This window comes from Allobosea sp. UNC402CLCol, from assembly GCF_000745475.1.
Lineage (GTDB): Bacteria > Pseudomonadota > Alphaproteobacteria > Rhizobiales > Beijerinckiaceae > Allobosea > Allobosea spartocytisi.
In genome coordinates this window covers 127,273-143,522 of the sequence record NZ_JQJJ01000014.1, presented here as the reverse complement: position 1 = coordinate 143,522, position 16,250 = coordinate 127,273, and the positions used below count along the sequence as shown (strand labels likewise).

Below are 16,250 nucleotides of genomic sequence, written 5' to 3'. Positions count from 1 at the left end.
GATGCAGGAAGAGCGCGTCCTGCCCCCGAAAGAGCGCGACGTCCCGGTCGGCGCCGCCGCGCTGGCCAAGGGCCTCTATCTGCTCGAGGTCATCGGCGAGCACCCGACGCCGCCGCGCTTCAAGGATCTGCAGGCGGCGACCGGGCTCGCCAAGGGCACGCTCGCCCGCCTGCTCAACACGCTGCTGCTCTTCCGTTTGATCCGGCACGAGGACAGCGACAACACCTACCGGCTCGGCCACAGGCTGTTCGAGCTCGCCCATCGCGTCTGGGAATCCTTCGATCTGCGCGGCGCTGCCGCGCCCATGCTGGAGCGGCTGGCGGAGGAAACCCGCGAGACGGTCGCGCTCTGCGCCATCGATGGCGGCGAGGTGCTCTATATCGACCAGCGCAGCCGCGGCGGCGCCTTCGGCTTCCGCATCGAGGCGGGACGCCGTGCGCCTCTGCATTGCACGGCCGGCGGCAAGGCGCTGCTCGCCTTCGCGGCCCCCCATGAACGCCGGGCGTTGCTCGATGCGATCACGCTCGAATCGTACACTCCTGCGACCATCACCACGGAGGACGCGCTCCTCGCTGATCTCGCTCTCGCACAGGTGCGCGGCTACTCCGTTTCGCAGGAAGAGCATCTGCCAGGAGTGTCCTCCGCGGCGGCGCCGATCTTCGACCATACCGGGCGAGCGGTGGCCGCCATCGGCGTGTTCGGCCCTTCGACGCGGCTGTCGAACGATCGCCTCCACACGACAGGCCGCGACTTGATGGCCGCCGCGCGCCAGATCTCCGGCAATGTCGGTGCGGTTCCGCCCAACAGCATCGCGCCGCCCTCACCCGCCCACCGGCAAAGCGAGAGCGACGCCGAATGCGTGCTGCCCTGGGGCGCGCATCTGGCGGAAGGCCCGCTCTGGTCGGCCGCCGAGCAGCGCCTCTACTGGGTCGATATCCTCGCCCCGGCGGTCCACCGCTTCGACCCGGCGACGCGGACCAATCAGGAGGTCAAGCTGCCGCGCCTCGTCTCCGCCGTTATCGAGAGGCGGCAGGGCGGGCTCGTGGCGCTGACGCAGGAAGGGCTGGAAAGCTTCGATTTCGCCAGCGGCGCCTTGTCGCCCCTCGTCGACCCGGAAAACGACCTGCCTGACAACCGCTTCAACGACGGCAAATGCGACCGGCAGGGCCGGCTCTGGGCGGGATCGATGAGCCTCGATGCGAGCAAGCCGACCGGCTCGCTTTATCGAATCAACGGCGATCTGAGCTGGGAGCGGGCCGATGGCGGCTTCCGCGTCGCCAACGGCCTCGACTGGAGCCCCGACAGCCGCACCTTCTACTTCACCGACAGCGCGCCCGGCCGCATCTACGCCTATGACTTCGACATGGCCTCGGGGGCCGTCTCCAGGCGCCGCATCTTTGCCGAGATCGACCCGGCTGAAGGCCGTCCGGACGGCCTCGCCGTGGACAGCGAAGGCTTCATCTGGTGCGCGCTCTGGGACGGCTGGTGCGTGCGCCGCTTCACCCCGGATGGCCGCCGCGATCGCGATATCCGCCTGCCGGTACCGCGCCCGACCAGCCTCGCCTTCGGCGGCGCCGATCTTTCGACCCTCTTCATCACCACGGCCCGCATTCGCCTGCCCTCCCGCGTGCTGGCGGAAGCGCCCTTCTCCGGCGGCCTCTTCGCTGCGCCCGCGCCGGTCCCCGGCCTGCCCTCGACGAGCTTCGCGGGATGACGGTCGAAGCCACCTATCCGGACCTCAAGGGCCGCACCGCCCTCGTCACCGGCGGGGCCGACGGGATCGGCCGAGCCACCGTCATCGCACTGGCCCGCCAGGGAGTCCGCGTCGGCTTCATCGACATCGCGATCGATGCCGGCCGGGCGCTCGAAACCGAATTGCGAGCAACATGCGCCGATGTGGCCTTCGCCTGCGCCGATCTGCGCGACATCGAGGCTGCCCTGGCCGCCGTCGATGTCCTCGAGGCGAGGCTCGGTCCCGCTGCGATCCTCGTCAACAATGCCGGCCATGACGAGCGGCATGCCTTCGCTGCCGTGACGCCGGAGTACTGGGACGACCGTTTCGCCGTGAACCTGCGGCCCATGATGTTCCTCGCCCAGAAGCTCGCGCCCGGCATGGCGGCACTGGGTGGCGGCGCGATCGTCAATCTGAGCTCGACCTCCTGGATGAAGCGCTCGGCCGATCTCATCGCCTACACCACCGCGAAATCGGCGGTCATCGGCCTCACCCGCTCATTGGCGCGCGAACTCGGCAAGGACCGCATCCGCGTCAACTGCGTCACGCCCGGCTGGGTGATGACGCCGCGCCAGCGCGCCGAGCGCCTGACGCCCGAGCGCTGGGCCGAGGCCCAGGAGCAGCAGGCGATCAAGGGCGCGATCGAGCCCGAGGATATTGCCGCGATGATCCTGTTCCTCGCCTCCAATGCCTCGCGCATGTGCACCGGCCAGAACTTCATCGTCGACGCAGGGAGCGTCTGACAACGACGCGCCGAAGCTGCATGCCGCCGCACCCCGGCCATGCCCCGACCGAGCTTGAGCGCCCTGCCGGCCCATCCTAGTCTGAGTGTGCCGGCTGTCGTCGGCTGCTCGCGCCTCGCCTTCTGGCCGGCGCTTCCCCCGAGTTCCAGGCGCATTCTCATGGCTACCTCCGACGCATTGGCCGCGGTCTTCGATCATATCGAGGCGAACCGGACCGCCTTCCTCGACCGCTTGATCGACTATCTGCGCCACCCCAGCATCAGCGCCGAGAACATCGGCATCACCGAGGTCGGCAATCTGCTGCTGGGCATGCTGACGAAAATCGGCCTCGAAACCAGCCTCGTGCCGACCGAAGGCCATCCGATGGTGGTCGCGCGCTGGGAGAAGGCGCCGGGCAAGCCGACCGTGCTGCTTTACGGCCATTACGATGTGCAGCCGGCCGACCCGCTCGACAAATGGCTTTCGCCGCCCTTCGAGCCGACGATCCGAGACGGGCGCCTCTATGCCCGCGGCGTCGGCGACAACAAGGGCCAGCACTTCGCCCAGATCCTCGCGATCGAATCCCATCTCAAGGTCCATGGCGAGCTGCCCTGCAACGTCATCCTGCTGCTGGAGGGCGAGGAGGAGATCGGCAGTCCGAACATCGCCGGCTTCGCGCGCGCCAACAGGCATCTGCTGAAGGCCGACCTCTCCGTCACCGCTGACGGCCCGCGCCATGCCAGCGGCAAGCCGAGCATCAAGTTCGGCTCCCGTGGCGTCGTCTCCTTCGAGCTGCGCTGCCGCCATGCCAGCCGCGACGTCCATTCCGGCAATTTCGGCGGCGTCGTGCCGAACCCGATCTGGACGCTCGTCCACCTGCTGTCCACGATGAAGAACGCCAATGGCGAGATCACCATCGAGGGGCTGCATGACGATGTGCTGCCGCCGACGCCGGAGGATATCGAGGCGATCAAGCGCCTGCCGCTCGACATCGAGGCCTTCAAGCAGGGCTTGAGCCTCACCCGGCTCGACGCGCCGCTCGACCGCCCCTTCTACGACCGCCTCTGCTTCCAGCCGACGCTGACGATCAACGGCTTCCATGGCGGCTATGGCGGGCCGGGTACCAAGACCGTGCTGCCGAACGAGGCGCTGGTGAAGTGCGATATCCGCCTCGTCGAGGCACAGGATCCCGAAGACATCCTGCGCAAGGTCAAGGCGCATGTGGAGAAGCATGCGCCCGAGGTTGAGTTCATCGCCGAGGAGATGGGCATGCAGCCCTCGAAGACGCAGATCGCCTCGGCCTATACCGCGCCGCTGCGCCGTGCCTTCGTCGCCGCCCATGGCGAGGAGCCGCTGCTGATCCCGGCCGGCTTCGGCAGCCTGCCGAACTACGTCTTCACCAAGATCCTCGGCATCCCGGCCTATGTCACGCCCTACGCCAACCATGACGAGGCCAATCACGCCCCGAACGAGAACATGACCTTGGACTGCTTCTACAGCGGCTTGCGGACGGGTGCTGCGCTGCTGCACGAGCTTGGGCAGATGCCAAGCCGGGATTAAGCGCCAGCCCAAATTTCCACGTCATTCCGGACAAGCCGCGAAGCGGCGCCGATCCGGAATCCATCATAGGCCTCCGCGCTCTGCGATGGATTCCGGGTCAAGCCCGGAATGACGGCGTGTTTCCGAACCACCCTGGAAGCACCTCGAACCTATGAGGCAGACGGCTCCTCTTCCGCACGCCTGCGCAAGACGTAAAGCCCAGCCCAGGCGCTCATCCCCGCGAGGCAGAACCAGGTCAGCGCATAAATCAGATGCGTGTTGCGGAAGCTGACCACCGTCAGCCCGCCCAATGGCAGAGGGCCGGGCTCGGAGGCAGCATCCGCATCGACGAAGTAGGGTGCGACCTGGCCGAGTCCGCCTGCCCCGGCAATCGCTGCGACATCGCGTGAATACCAGCGCCCGCCGGCGGGATCGTTGCTGCGCAGGAACCCGCCGCCCGGCTCGCTCAATCGCAGCAGCCCGACGAGATGCGTCTCGCCGCGCGCCGCCGCATCGCTGCGTTCTCCTGGCTCGCGCCGGTCTTCCGGCACGAAGCCGCGATTGACCAGGACCGTGAAGCCGCGCGCGCTGCGGAACGGCGCCAGAACCCAGAAGCCGGGCCCTTTCTCGGTCACGGCCTTCACCAGCGTCTCCGGCCCGGACAGATAGCGCCCTTCCAGCGCGACCCTCCGGTACTCGTCCCCGGCGATGCCGGCCCAATCCTCCGGACCCGGCGCAGGGGCCGGCGGTGCGTGGATGCGCGCATCGACGCGCGCGATCAGATCGAGCTTCCAGCTGCGTCGTTCGACCTGCCAGAGGCCGAGCCCTGCGAAGACGAGGGTGAGCAGGCCGATGAGGCCGAGAAGGGCAACCCGGCGTGCCGCCGATGGACGGCCGGTCTCGGCGCGCGCCGGGGCGGCCATGGCGACACCCTCACATCGGGTGGTCGCCGGGCGCCATCGGCATCATGTTGCTGTTGAGGTGGTACATCACCCACAGCGAGCCCGAGAGCGCGATCACCACGATGACGATGGTGAAGATCAACGCCATCATCGTCCAGCCGCCTTCCGAGCGCGAATTCATGTGCAGGAAGTAGACCATGTGGACGACGATCTGCACCGCCGCGAAGGCCATGACGACCAGCGCCGTCACGGTCGAGTTGCCGAGCACGTCGCCCATCACCAGCCAGAACGGGATCGCGGTCAGGATGGCCGCGAGGACGAAGCCGGTGAGATAGCCGCGCAGCGTCGCATGCGAGGCGCCGTGATCGTCATGGCCGGCGCCATGCGCTTCGGCGTGGGCTCCGGAGTGGTCCTGCGATCCGCTCATTTCAGCACGCCCATCAGATAGACGAAGGAGAAGACGCCGATCCAGACGACGTCGAGGAAGTGCCAGAACATGCTCAGGCACATCAGACGGCGGCGATTGGCCTCGATCAGGCCGCGCTGCGACACCTGCACCATCAGCACGGTGAGCCAGATCAGGCCGAAGGTGACGTGCAGCCCGTGCGTGCCCACCAGCGTGAAGAAGGAGGAGAGGAAGGCGCTGCGCATCGGCGTCGCGCCCTCCAGGATCATGTGGTGGAACTCGTAGAGCTCGATGCCGATGAAGGCGAGGCCGAACAGGCCGGTCACCGCAAGCCAGCCCTGCACCGCGGCCTGCCGCCCCTTGTCCATCGCCAGCATGGCGAAGCCGTAGGTGATCGAGGAGAGCAGCAGCATGGTGGTGTTGACCGCCACCAGCTTGAGGTCGAACAGGTCGGCGCCGGAAGGCCCAGCCGCATAGTTGCGCCCGAGCACGCCGAAGGTCGCGAAGAGGACTGCGAAAACCAGGCAGTCGCTCATCAGGTACATCCAGAAGCCGAGCATGGTCGAGCCGCCGGAGTGCTCGTGCTCGTCTTCCGTGACGTGGAAGACCGGGATGTCGGCCTTGTCGGTGTCCAGCGCTGTCGCCGTGGTCATCGTCATCCCTCAGGCCTGCCCGAGTTGCTCGGTGCGCGCATTCTCCTCGCGCAGGACCGCCTCGGCCGGGATGTGGAAGTCCCGGTTATAGTTGAAGGTATGGGCGATCGCCGTCGCGATCACCGCGATGAAGGCCAGCGCCGCCAGCCACCAGATGTACCAGACCAGCGCGAAGCCGCAGATCGTCGCGAAGGCGGAGATGATCAGGCCTGCGCCGGTGTTCTTCGGCATGTGGATCGGCTTGAAGCCGGTCAGCGGTCGCCGGTAGCCGCGCTTCTTCATGTCGGCCCAGGTGTCATGGTCGTGGATGACGGGCGTGAAGGCGAAATTATAGGCCGGCGGTGGCGAGGAGGTCGACCATTCCAGCGTACGCCCATCCCAGGGATCGCCGGTCGTGTCGCGCAACTGCTCGCGACGCAGGATGCTGACGCCGATCTGGATGAGGAAGCAGAGGATGCCGAGCGCGATCAGCACGGCGCCGAAGGCCGCGATCACGAACCAGATCTGCAGCGACGGATCCTCGAAATGGTTCACCCGACGGGTCACGCCCATCAGGCCGAGCACATAGAGCGGCATGAAGGCGACGTAGAAGCCGATCACCCAGAACCAGAAGGAGAGCCTGCCCCAGAACTCGTCGAGCTTGAAGCCGAAGGCCTTCGGGAACCAGTAGGTGATGCCGGCGAAGGCGCCGAAGACCACGCCGCCGATGATCACGTTGTGGAAATGCGCGATCAGGAACAGGCTGTTGTGCAAGATGAAATCGGCTGGCGGCACCGCCAGCATGACGCCGGTCATGCCGCCGATGACGAAGGTCAGCATGAAGGCGAGCAGCCACATCATCGGCAATTCGAAGCGGATGCGGCCGCGATACATCGTGAACAGCCAGTTGAAGATCTTCGCGCCCGTCGGGATCGAGATGATCATCGTCGTGATGCCGAAGAAGGAGTTCACGCTGGCGCCCGAGCCCATCGTGAAGAAATGGTGCAGCCAGACGAGGTAGGACAGGATGGTGATGACCACCGTCGCATAGACCATCGAGGTATAGCCGAAGAGCCGCTTGCCGGAGAAGGTCGAGGCCACCTCCGAATAGACGCCGAAGACCGGCAGGATCAGGATGTAGACCTCCGGGTGCCCCCAGATCCAGATCAGGTTCACGTACATCATCGGGTTGCCGCCGAGATCGTTCGTGAAGAAGTTGGTGCCGACATAGCGGTCCAGCGTCAGCAGCGCGAGCGTGCCGGCCAGGATCGGAAAGCTCGCCACGATCAGCACGTTGGTGCACAGCGCCGTCCAGGTGAAGACGGGCATCTTCATCATGTCCATGCCGGGCGCGCGCATCTTCACGATCGTCGCGATCAGGTTGATGCCCGACAGCGTCGTGCCCACGCCCGCGATCTGGAGCGCCCAGAGGTAGTAGTCCATGCCCACCCCGGGCGAGTAGGCGGCCCCCGACAGCGGCGGATAGGCAAGCCAGCCGACCTTGGCGAACTCGCCGACGAAGAGCGAGGCCATGACCAGCACGACGCCGCCGACGGTCATCCAGAACGAGAAATTGTTGAGGAAGGGGAAGGCGACGTCGCGCGCGCCGATCTGCAGCGGCACGACATAGTTCATCAGCCCCGTGACCAGCGGCATCGCCACGAAGAAGATCATGATCACGCCATGCGCCGTGAAGATCTGGTCGTAGTGATGCGGAGGCAGATAGCCCTCGTTCGCGCCGAAGGCGATGGCCTGCTGCCCACGCATCATCAGCGCGTCGGCGAAGCCGCGCAGCAGCATGACGATGCCGAGCACCATATACATGATGCCGATCTTCTTGTGGTCGACGCTGGTGAACCACTCGTGCCAGAGATAGCCCCAGGCCTTCATCCGGGTGATGAGCGCGATGAGCGCGAGGCCGCCGATCACCACGCCAGCGAAGGTCGCGAGCAGGATGGGCTCATGATACGGGATCGCCTCGAGCGTGAAGCGTCCGAACACGAGCTTCCACCAGTCGGGATAGGAATTCATGGCTTCCTCGGATCGCTAGGCTTGGCCAGGCGGCCGTTCAATTGGCGGCTCAATTCGCGACTTGGGCTGTCACGCCGCCCTTGCCGTAGACATCGGCCGGCGTGCAGATCGCGGTGACGAAGGGCCGCGGCGGCAGGGGCGCGCCGCCCCGGCGCACCGACTTGTCGTATTCGAGCGCCATGACGGTGGAGATGCCCTCCTTGCCGCCGCCGCCCTTGGCATCCATCGCCATCATGTCGCGCATGCACATCTTGGCGCGGTCGACGCACATGTTGAGGATCGCGTCGTAGAGATCGGGCGCGACGCTGCCGAACTGGCGGGCCGGCTCACGCTCGCTCGGCCGCTCGAAGACGAGATATTCCTCGCGGCCGAGCTTGTCGCCCTTGTCGCGCGCAGCCTTCACCCAGTCCTCGAATCCGTTGCCTTCGACACCACGGAAGCGGAAGCGCATCCCGGAGAAGCCCTCCCCGCTATAGTTCGCCGAGAAGCCCTCGAAATCGCCGGCATGGTTGATGACGGCGTTGAGCTTGGTCTGCATGCCCGGCATCGCATAGATCTGGCCGGCGAGCGCGGGGATGAAGAGCGAGTTCATCACCGAGGAGGCGGTGATGCGGAATTCGATCGGCTGGTTCACCGGCGCCACCACCTCGTTGACCGAGGCGATGCCCTGCTGCGGGTAGAGGAACAGCCATTTCCAGTCGAGCGCCACGACCTGGATGACGAGCGGCTGCTTGCGTACCTGCGCCTCGCCGCCCTGCGGCGTCGCGATCGGCGCCGTCGCGCTGATGCGGTTGAGCGGGCGATAGGGATCGAGCAGATGCGTGCCCATCCAGGTCAGCGCGCCGAGAATGACGATGATCAGCAGCGGCACCGCCCAGATCACCACTTCGAGCGGCAGCGAGTGATTCCAGTCCGGATCGTACTCGGCCTTCGCCGAAGCGCGGTAGCGCCAGGCGAAGAACACCGTCAGCGCCATCACCGGCAGGATGACGGTCAGCATGAGCCCCGTCGAGATCAGCATGAGGTTGCGTTGCTGCAATGCAACATCACCGGAGGGCGACAACAGCACCGCCTGACAGCCCCCAAGCAGGGCGAAAAGCGGCAACAGCGCCAGAAAACGACGATTCATCAAGAGACCAAGCCCTCCGTGACCGGAAAGTCGCCGTCCTTCTATCGCATTCTATTGCACTGCACAGAGGACAGAATGTCCCATTGGCAGATGATCGGCGCTCCGCTTTTATCCGCCGCATCCATGGCGTCCGGAGCGGGGGAATGTTATCCCTTTTCCGCGCGAACGAGGAAGCCCCCGAATGAGCGCCCATGTGGCAAGCCCGGCATCGAGCCATCCGACCGACGAACATGGTCGCGATCACGTCACCCCGGGCGAGATCGCGCTCGGCGTCATCATCGGCCGGACATCGGAATATTTCGACTTCTTCGTCTTCGGGCTGGGCTGCGTGCTGGTCTTCCCCCAGCTGGTCTTTCCCTTCGCCGACCCGCTGACCGGAACGCTCTATTCCTTCGGCATCTTCGCCCTCGCCTTCCTGACGCGGCCGATCGGCTCCGTGCTGTTCATGTCGATCGATCGCGTCTATGGCCGCGCCACCAAGCTCACCGCCGCGCTGTTCCTGCTCGGCGGCTCGACGGCCGCGATCGCCTTCCTGCCGGGTTACGAGACCATCGGCATCTGGTCCGGCATCATCCTGGCGACCTTCCGCCTGCTCCAGGGCATCGCGCTCGGCGGCGCCTGGGACGGCCTGTCCTCGCTGCTTGCGCTCAACGCCCCGCAGAACCGGCGCGGCTGGTACGCGATGCTGCCGCAGCTCGGCGCACCCATCGGCTTCATTCTCGCCGCCGGGCTGTTCGCCTTCTTCGAGGGCTCGCTCTCGACCGAGGATTTCCTCGGCTGGGGCTGGCGCTATCCCTTCTTCGTCGCCCTGACGATCAACGTCGTCGCGCTGTTCGCTCGCTTGCGCATGGTCGCGACGCAGGAATTCGCGCAGCTCATGGAAACGCGCGAACTCATGCCCAGCCCGGTCATGCAGCTCGTCCGCAAGCGCGGCAGCACGCTGATCCTCGGCGCCTTCGTGCCACTGGCGAGCTTCGCGCTCTTCCACATCGTCACGATTTTTCCGGTGAGCTGGATCAACCTCTTCACCAACCGCTCGGTCTCGGAGTTCCTGATCGTGCAGGGCGCGGGCGCCGTGGTCTGCGCCGGGGCGATCATGACGTCGGGCCTGATCGCCGACCAGATCGGCCGGCGCCGGACGCTGATCCTCTCCGGCCTGATGATCGGCCTGTTCAGCCTGGGCAGCGTCATCGCTCCCCTGCTCTTCGGAGACAGCCAAGCCGGCCAGACGGTCTATGTCATCATCGGCTTCGGCCTGCTCGGCCTCTCCTACGGCCAAACCGCAGGCGCCGTCGCCTCGAGCTTCGGCCGGGAGTATCGCTACACCGGCGCGGCGCTGACCTCCGACCTCGCCTGGCTGATCGGCGCCGGCTTTGCGCCGCTCGTGGCGCTGACGCTCTCCAGCAAGCTCGGCCTCGCCTGGGTCGGGCTCTATCTGCTCTCGGGCGTGATCTGCACGCTCGTCGCGCTCTGGTTCGACCGGCGGCTGGAAGCCCGCTACGGCTGAACGAAGCGTCCTCCGCCGCGTGCCTCAGCGCCCCCGCCAGACCGGGGGACGCTTGGCGAGGAAGGCCTCCATGCCTTCCCGGAAATCCTCGCTCGTGTAGCAGAGCGTGACCAGGTCCTCGCCGGCGACAGCTTGCGCCGTGGCGGCCGTCAGCCGCCGCATCGCCTCCTTGGTCGCCCGCATGGTCAGCGGCGCATGCCCGGCGATGGTCGTGGCGAGTTCGGCCGCCCGCAGCATCAGCGCGGGATGATCCGGCAGCAATTCGCTGTAGAGCCCGGCCCGGCGCCCCTCCTCCGCCTCGACGAGCCGCGCCGTGAAGACGATGTCCTTGACCAGCGCCGGGCCGAGCAGGGCGAAGAGCCGGGCATAATTCGCCATCGACAGGCTGTTGCCGAGCGTGCGCGCGATCGGGAAGCCGAAGCGTGCCGTCACCGTCGCGATCCTGAGATCGCAGGCGAGCGCGATGGCCGCCCCACCGCCGGTGACGGCTCCGGAGATCGCCGCCAGCGTCGGCACGGCGCAGCGCTCGATGGCATCGATCACGCCTTCGATCCGCTCCTCATAGGCCAGCGCATCCGCCGCGCTCGCAAAGGAACGAAACTGCGCGATATCGGTGCCCGAGGCGAAAGCCTTGTCGCCGGCGCCGGTCACGATGATGACGCGCGGGTCGCCATGGGCCACCGGATCGCGGCAGATCTCGGCCAGCCGCTCATACATGGCGAAGGTCATGGCATTGCGCGCTTGCGGCCGGTTGAGCGTGATCGTCCCGATCCCGCCCTCTACCGCATAGAGAATGTCTTCGCTCACTCCGGCCTCCGTCAGATCACGCCCTCGGCCCGCAACCGCGCGAGCCCGGCTTCGTCATAGCCGAGTTCGGCCAGGACCTCGTCATTATGCTCCCCGGCGGCCGGCGTCGGCGTCGCCACCGTGGAGGGGGTGCGCGAGAGCGTCACCGGCTGGCCGACGACCCGGATATCCCCGAGCTGGGGGTGTTCCAGCAGCCTGGCGATGCCGAGATGGCGCACCTGCGGGTCGTCGAACATCTGGTCGACCGCATAGATCGGCCCGGCCGGCACGCCATGCGCCTCCATCGCGGCGAGCCAATCCGTGCTGCCGGCGGCGGCGAAGCGCTCCTCGATCATCCGTCGCAGCTCCGGGCGCTGGTCGAAGCGCTTTTCCATGCTGTCGAAGCGGGGATCGCTGCCCCATTCCGGCCGCTCGACAGCCCGGCAGAAGGAGCGCCATTGCTCCTCCCCGCCGACGCCGAGATTGATGGCGCCGTCGCGGGTTTTATAGACCCCCATCGGCGTGGAATAAGGATGGTCGTTGCCGGCCTGCGGCGGCACCGAACCTTCGACGAGATAGCGCGCGGCCTGGAAATCCATCATCGCAATCTGCGCCTCGAGCAGCGAGGTCTGCACCCATTGCCCCTTGCCGGACAGGGCCCGCTCCTGCAGCGCCACCAGCGCGCCGACGGCCCCGTAAAGCCCCGCCGAGGAATCGGCCAGTGCGATGCCGGCGCGCACCGGCCCCTGCCCCGGCAGGCCGGTCACCGACATCATCCCGCCCATGCCCTGCGCGATCTGGTCGAAGCCGGCCCGCGTCCGGTACGGGCCAGATTGCCCGAAGCCGGAGATCGAGACCAGGATCAGCCGTGGATTGATGGCATGCAGGGTCTCGAAATCGAGGCCGAGCCGTTCCTTGACGTCCGGCCGGAAGTTCTCGACCAGGAGATCGGCTTCCTCGACCAGCCGCATCAGGATCGCCTTGCCCTCGGCCGTCTTCAGGTTGATGGCCAGGGAACGCTTGTTGCGATGCAGATTCTGCATGTCGTAGCCGAGGCGCGGGCCGCTCATGTTCTCGTTCGGATCGAAACCCGGCGGGCTTTCGACCTTGATCACGTCAGCCCCGAAATCCGCGAAGATTCGCACGCAGGTCGGCCCGGCCCGCACCCGCGTCAGGTCCAGCACCCGCAGCCCTCTCAGGGCCATCGATGGTCCGGCTTGTGCCATGCCGTTTTTTCCTCCCTGCCCTGCCGGACGCGTGGCCGGAACGCGCCGACTGCATCGGGACGGCTCAGCCGCCAGCGCATCGGTCGCGTCCTGCCGCAATGACCCAGCCGGGCTGTCCGCCCGCTTTGAGGAGCTATCGATTTCTAGCTGCATACTGCATGCAGAGACAAGACCAGCGGCAGTGCAAGGTTGCGCCGGCCTGGGATCGCGGCATCGGCGCGCTGTTCGCGGCGGCGATCATTTTTCCTCTTGAACCTGAAGTGGCTACAGCTTGTAGAAGCTGTGTCCCGTAGCGAAGGCAGACGGAGACAGGCCATGGCGACCCGCACCGAATCCGAACCGAAGACCCTCTCCTGGAAGGTCGGCGGCATGGATTGCGCGAGCTGCGCGACGAAGATCCGCGGCGCGGTGGAACGCATGCCCGGCGTCAGCGACGTCAGGCTTTCCGTGATGTCGGAGACGCTGACGCTGGCGCTCGACGAGGCGCAGACCAGCGCCGGCGCCGTGGAAAAGCGCGTCAACGGGCTCGGCTATACAACCTCCGCGCTCGCGGCCGCTCCCGCGCGGAAGCCGGCCGGCGAAGCGGCGCCCTGCTGCGGCGGCCACGACCATGACCACCATGGTCACGCCCAGGAATCGCCTGACCATGAATCGCATGACCACGGCGCGCACGCCCATGACGGCGCCGGCTGCTCGGGTCACGATCATGGACACGACCACGCTGGTCACAATCACGCCGGCCACGATCACGCCGCCCATGGCCGGCACGGGCAATCGGCCGGAGCCGCCGCGAAGGCCGACGAGGGCCACGGCCTGCCCGGCCATGTCCACGAGGTCACGCCGGACGGTGTGAGCTGGTACCAGACCGGCAAGGGCCGGCTGGTGCTGGTGACGGGTGCGCTGCTCGCCGCCGCCTGGATCGTCGGCACGGTCCGGCACGACATCGCCTATTGGGCTTTCGTCGTCGCCTGCGCGATCGGCGTGGCGCCGGTGGCGCGCCGTGCTCTCGCGGCGGCACGCTCCGGCATTCCCTTCACCATCGAGATGCTGATGACGATTGCCGCCATCGGCGCGCTCTTCATCGGCGCCGCAGAGGAAGCGGCGCTGGTCGTCTTCCTCTTCGCCGTCGGCGAGGTGCTCGAAGGCGTGGCGGCCGATCGCGCCCGCGCCTCGATCCGCGCGCTCGGCGACCTCGTTCCGAAGACCGCCATCGTCGAGGAAAACGGCGCCACCCGACAGGTCGATGCCGCCAGCCTGACGATCGGCCAGATCGTGCTGGTGCGCCCCGGCGACCGCATTCCGGCGGATGGCGAGATCACCGACGGCATCTCCGGTATCGACGAGAGCCCGGTGACGGGCGAGTCCGTGCCGAAGACCAAGGGGGTCGGCGAGCCGGTCTATGCCGGCTCGGTCAACCGCGAGGCGGCGCTGCGCGTGCGCGTCGACAAGGCAGCGCAGGACAACACCATCGCCCGCATCATCCGCCTAGTCGAGGAGGCGCAGGAGGCCCGCGCGCCGACCGAACGCTTCATCGACCGCTTCTCGCGCTGGTACATGCCGGCGATCGTCGGCCTCGCCCTGCTGGTCGCGCTGGTGCCGCCGCTCCTCTTCGCCGGCGAGTGGTCGGTCTGGATCTACCGCGCTCTGGCGCTGCTGCTGATCGGCTGCCCCTGCGCTCTGGTCATCTCGGTCCCGGCCGCCATTGCAGCCGCGCTGTCGGCCGGCGCCCGCCAGGGCCTGCTGATGAAGGGCGGCGTCGTCATCGAGACGGCCGCCCGCACCGGCCTCGTCGCCTTCGACAAGACAGGCACGCTGACCCAGGGCAAGCCTCGCGTCACCGACATCGTCGCCCTCGACCGGGAAGAACGCGAGGTTCTGGCCTTCGCGGCCGCCGTCGAGGCCGGCTCCGCCCACCCCCTGGCGGAGGCCGTTCTGGAGCGCGCCCGCGCTGACGCGGTCACCTTCGCACCGGCGGCGGAAGCGGCGGCGCTGGCCGGCCAGGGCGTCACCGGCAAGGTCGAAGGCCGCGCCGTGTTCGTCGGCGCGCCGCGCCATGCCACGGCCCGCGCGCCGTTCGACGATTGGGCCAAGGCCTCCGTCGAGTCGCTGGAATCGGCCGGCAAGACCGTCGCCGCCGTCATCGTCGACGGCACGCTGGCCGGGCTGATCGCGCTGCGCGACGAACCGCGGGAGGATGCCGCCCCCGCCATCGCCGAACTCAAAGCGATGGGCGTCCGCGCGACCATGCTGACCGGCGACAACGCCCGCACTGCGGCCGCCATCGCCGGCGCGCTCGGCATGGAGCACAAGGCCGAGCTGATGCCGGACGGCAAGGTCGCGGCGCTGCGGGAACTCGCCGCCGGCACGCCGGTGATGATGGTGGGCGACGGCATCAACGACGCTCCGGCGCTGGCCGCGGCGAGCGTCGGCATCGCCATGGGCTCGGGAACCGACGTGGCGCTGGAAACCGCTGACGGCGCCGTGCTGAAGAGCCGGGTGCGCGACATCGCCGCGATGATCCGGCTAGCCCGCGCGGCGATGGGCAATATCCGCGCGAACATCGCCATCGCGCTCGGCCTCAAGGCCGTGTTCCTGGTGACGAGCGTGCTCGGCTATACCGGGCTCTGGGTCGCGATCCTGGCCGATACCGGCGCGACGGTCCTCGTCACGGCGAATGCGCTGCGGCTGCTGCGCTTCGACGCGGGTAAGGCCAGTTAAGGCGGGCTGTTTTGGATCGGAACCACAAGGCCACCCAGACTCCAAGGGCCTCTCTATAGAAGCGGCCGCTCAGACCTTGATATCGGCGACAGTGCCGGTGCGGCGCCCGCCCTTCGTGTCCATCTGGCGCAGGATCTCGTCGCGGACCTTGGCGAGGACATCGCCCTTGGCCTTGGCGTCGAGCTTGTTGAACTGTTCCTCGGTCATGCCGAGCTTCGACAGGACCGCCTGCTGAACCCGCTCCTCCGGGCTCATCCGCGCGAATTTCAGGAAATCGGCCTTGACCGAGGAGGAGGCCGAAGCGTCGCCCCCCTTGCCATCCGCTTCCGTCGCGGCGGTGCTCGACGAACGCGTCCCGAGCGGGAATGTGGAAGCCGGTGCAGGGGACCGGCTGGAGATGGCGACCGACATGGCATCCTCCGGATGTGATCCATATGCCCAGCAAGCCCCGGGCCGCGCCGCCAGGCGGGGAAATGCCTTCGTTTTCAGTGAGATAATCGCGAGAGCCCATTCGCCCCTCGCCCAAGCGGCACAAATTGCCCGGCAAAAGCAGCCGATGGGCGGCTCGGAATCAGCTTCGCAGCTCGCTCCGCCGCTTCCGGGAATCGGCCCGGTTTCCGTTGCCGGCCGGCACCTCCGATTGCGACCGGACAATGACGATCGTTCCATTTTGCAGCGCAGAGCCTCGGCTGTCCCCGCTATGCATCAGTGAGCACATGCAACATGGTCAAAACGCAGGCACCCGTTCGCTCGACCTAGATCGCGAATGGAGGAAAGACAAAATAATAGGCAGAAAATCGGTTGCATTTGAAACGAGGCACGTCTCCAGCGCAGGGCAACGGCACAAAAGTAACCGACATCTTAATGGTTCATGCGCAAGGCGCATAACGGAATTGAGGCAGAGCCTCTGTAAGCGGCAG

At 67.1% G+C, this 16,250-nt stretch carries 13 protein-coding genes; 5 read left to right on the top strand and 8 right to left on the bottom strand.

Translation table 11 applies throughout. The annotated features are described in order from the left end of the window. Window position 1 precedes the first annotated feature (1 nt). From GY40_RS19240 to GY40_RS19230, 3 genes are all read left to right on the top strand, one after another. On the top strand, window positions 2–1,714 hold the full coding sequence (locus tag GY40_RS19240; protein WP_038365591.1) for an SMP-30/gluconolactonase/LRE family protein: 1,713 nt from the start codon (window positions 2–4) through the stop codon (window positions 1,712–1,714). Beyond that, window positions 1,711–2,475 carry an SDR family NAD(P)-dependent oxidoreductase gene (locus GY40_RS19235; RefSeq protein WP_038365589.1) on the top strand — a complete coding sequence of 255 codons (765 nt, stop codon included), beginning with the start codon at window positions 1,711–1,713 and terminating at the stop codon, window positions 2,473–2,475. Before GY40_RS19240 ends, GY40_RS19235 begins: the two co-directional genes overlap by 4 nt. Before the next feature lie 159 nt (window positions 2,476–2,634). Further along, window positions 2,635–4,014 carry a M20/M25/M40 family metallo-hydrolase gene (locus GY40_RS19230; protein WP_038365960.1) on the top strand — a complete coding sequence of 460 codons (1,380 nt, stop codon included), beginning with the start codon at window positions 2,635–2,637 and terminating at the stop codon, window positions 4,012–4,014. Window positions 4,015–4,163: 149 nt separating this feature from the next. On the opposite strand, the gene GY40_RS19225 is transcribed toward GY40_RS19230, so the two are convergent. From GY40_RS19225 to cyoA, 5 genes are read right to left on the bottom strand one after another with little or no spacing between them, the layout of a single operon-like run. Continuing rightward, window positions 4,164–4,916 carry an SURF1 family protein gene (locus GY40_RS19225; RefSeq protein ID WP_051988290.1) on the bottom strand — a complete coding sequence of 251 codons (753 nt, stop codon included), beginning with the start codon at window positions 4,914–4,916 and terminating at the stop codon, window positions 4,164–4,166. A 10-nt stretch (window positions 4,917–4,926) separates the two neighbouring features. Further along, window positions 4,927–5,322 carry a cytochrome o ubiquinol oxidase subunit IV gene (gene cyoD / locus GY40_RS19220; protein WP_038365587.1) on the bottom strand — a complete coding sequence of 132 codons (396 nt, stop codon included), beginning with the start codon at window positions 5,320–5,322 and terminating at the stop codon, window positions 4,927–4,929. Continuing rightward, window positions 5,319–5,960: a cytochrome o ubiquinol oxidase subunit III gene (cyoC, locus tag GY40_RS19215; RefSeq protein WP_197062780.1), complete on the bottom strand. Its 642-nt coding sequence runs from the start codon at window positions 5,958–5,960 to the stop codon at window positions 5,319–5,321. Before cyoC ends, cyoD begins: the two co-directional genes overlap by 4 nt. Window positions 5,961–5,963: 3 nt before the next feature. Beyond that, the gene (gene cyoB / locus GY40_RS19210; protein WP_038365585.1) at window positions 5,964–7,964 is read right to left on the bottom strand and encodes a cytochrome o ubiquinol oxidase subunit I; all 2,001 of its coding nucleotides are present in this window, start codon (window positions 7,962–7,964) and stop codon (window positions 5,964–5,966) included. A gap of 49 nt (window positions 7,965–8,013) precedes the next feature. Continuing rightward, window positions 8,014–9,093 (bottom strand): ubiquinol oxidase subunit II, encoded by a 1,080-nt coding sequence (gene cyoA, locus GY40_RS19205; RefSeq protein ID WP_081925532.1) that lies wholly within the window; start codon window positions 9,091–9,093, stop codon window positions 8,014–8,016. Window positions 9,094–9,274: 181 nt separating this feature from the next. On the opposite strand from cyoA, the gene GY40_RS19200 reads away from it, so the two are divergent. Then, window positions 9,275–10,600 (top strand): MFS transporter, encoded by a 1,326-nt coding sequence (locus GY40_RS19200; RefSeq protein ID WP_038365584.1) that lies wholly within the window; start codon window positions 9,275–9,277, stop codon window positions 10,598–10,600. A 24-nt stretch (window positions 10,601–10,624) separates the two neighbouring features. Here GY40_RS19200 and GY40_RS19195 read toward each other — a convergent pair whose 3' ends face one another. Both GY40_RS19195 and GY40_RS19190 read right to left on the bottom strand, forming a co-directional pair. Next, window positions 10,625–11,407 carry an enoyl-CoA hydratase/isomerase family protein gene (locus GY40_RS19195; protein WP_248311220.1) on the bottom strand — a complete coding sequence of 261 codons (783 nt, stop codon included), beginning with the start codon at window positions 11,405–11,407 and terminating at the stop codon, window positions 10,625–10,627. Window positions 11,408–11,418: 11 nt separating this feature from the next. Continuing rightward, window positions 11,419–12,612, bottom strand: a complete 1,194-nt coding sequence (locus tag GY40_RS19190; RefSeq protein ID WP_038365580.1) for a CaiB/BaiF CoA transferase family protein — start codon at window positions 12,610–12,612, stop codon at window positions 11,419–11,421. Window positions 12,613–12,927: 315 nt separating this feature from the next. Here GY40_RS19190 and GY40_RS19185 point away from each other — a divergent pair, with 315 nt between their 5' ends. Then, the gene (locus GY40_RS19185) at window positions 12,928–15,330 is read left to right on the top strand and encodes a heavy metal translocating P-type ATPase (protein ID WP_038365578.1); all 2,403 of its coding nucleotides are present in this window, start codon (window positions 12,928–12,930) and stop codon (window positions 15,328–15,330) included. 69 nt (window positions 15,331–15,399) lie between these two features. Here the strand turns inward: GY40_RS19185 and GY40_RS19180 are convergent, their stop codons facing one another. Then, a complete protein-coding gene (locus GY40_RS19180) occupies window positions 15,400–15,741 on the bottom strand; it encodes a hypothetical protein (protein WP_038365576.1) in 342 nt (113 codons plus the stop codon). Window positions 15,742–16,250 lie beyond the last annotated feature (509 nt).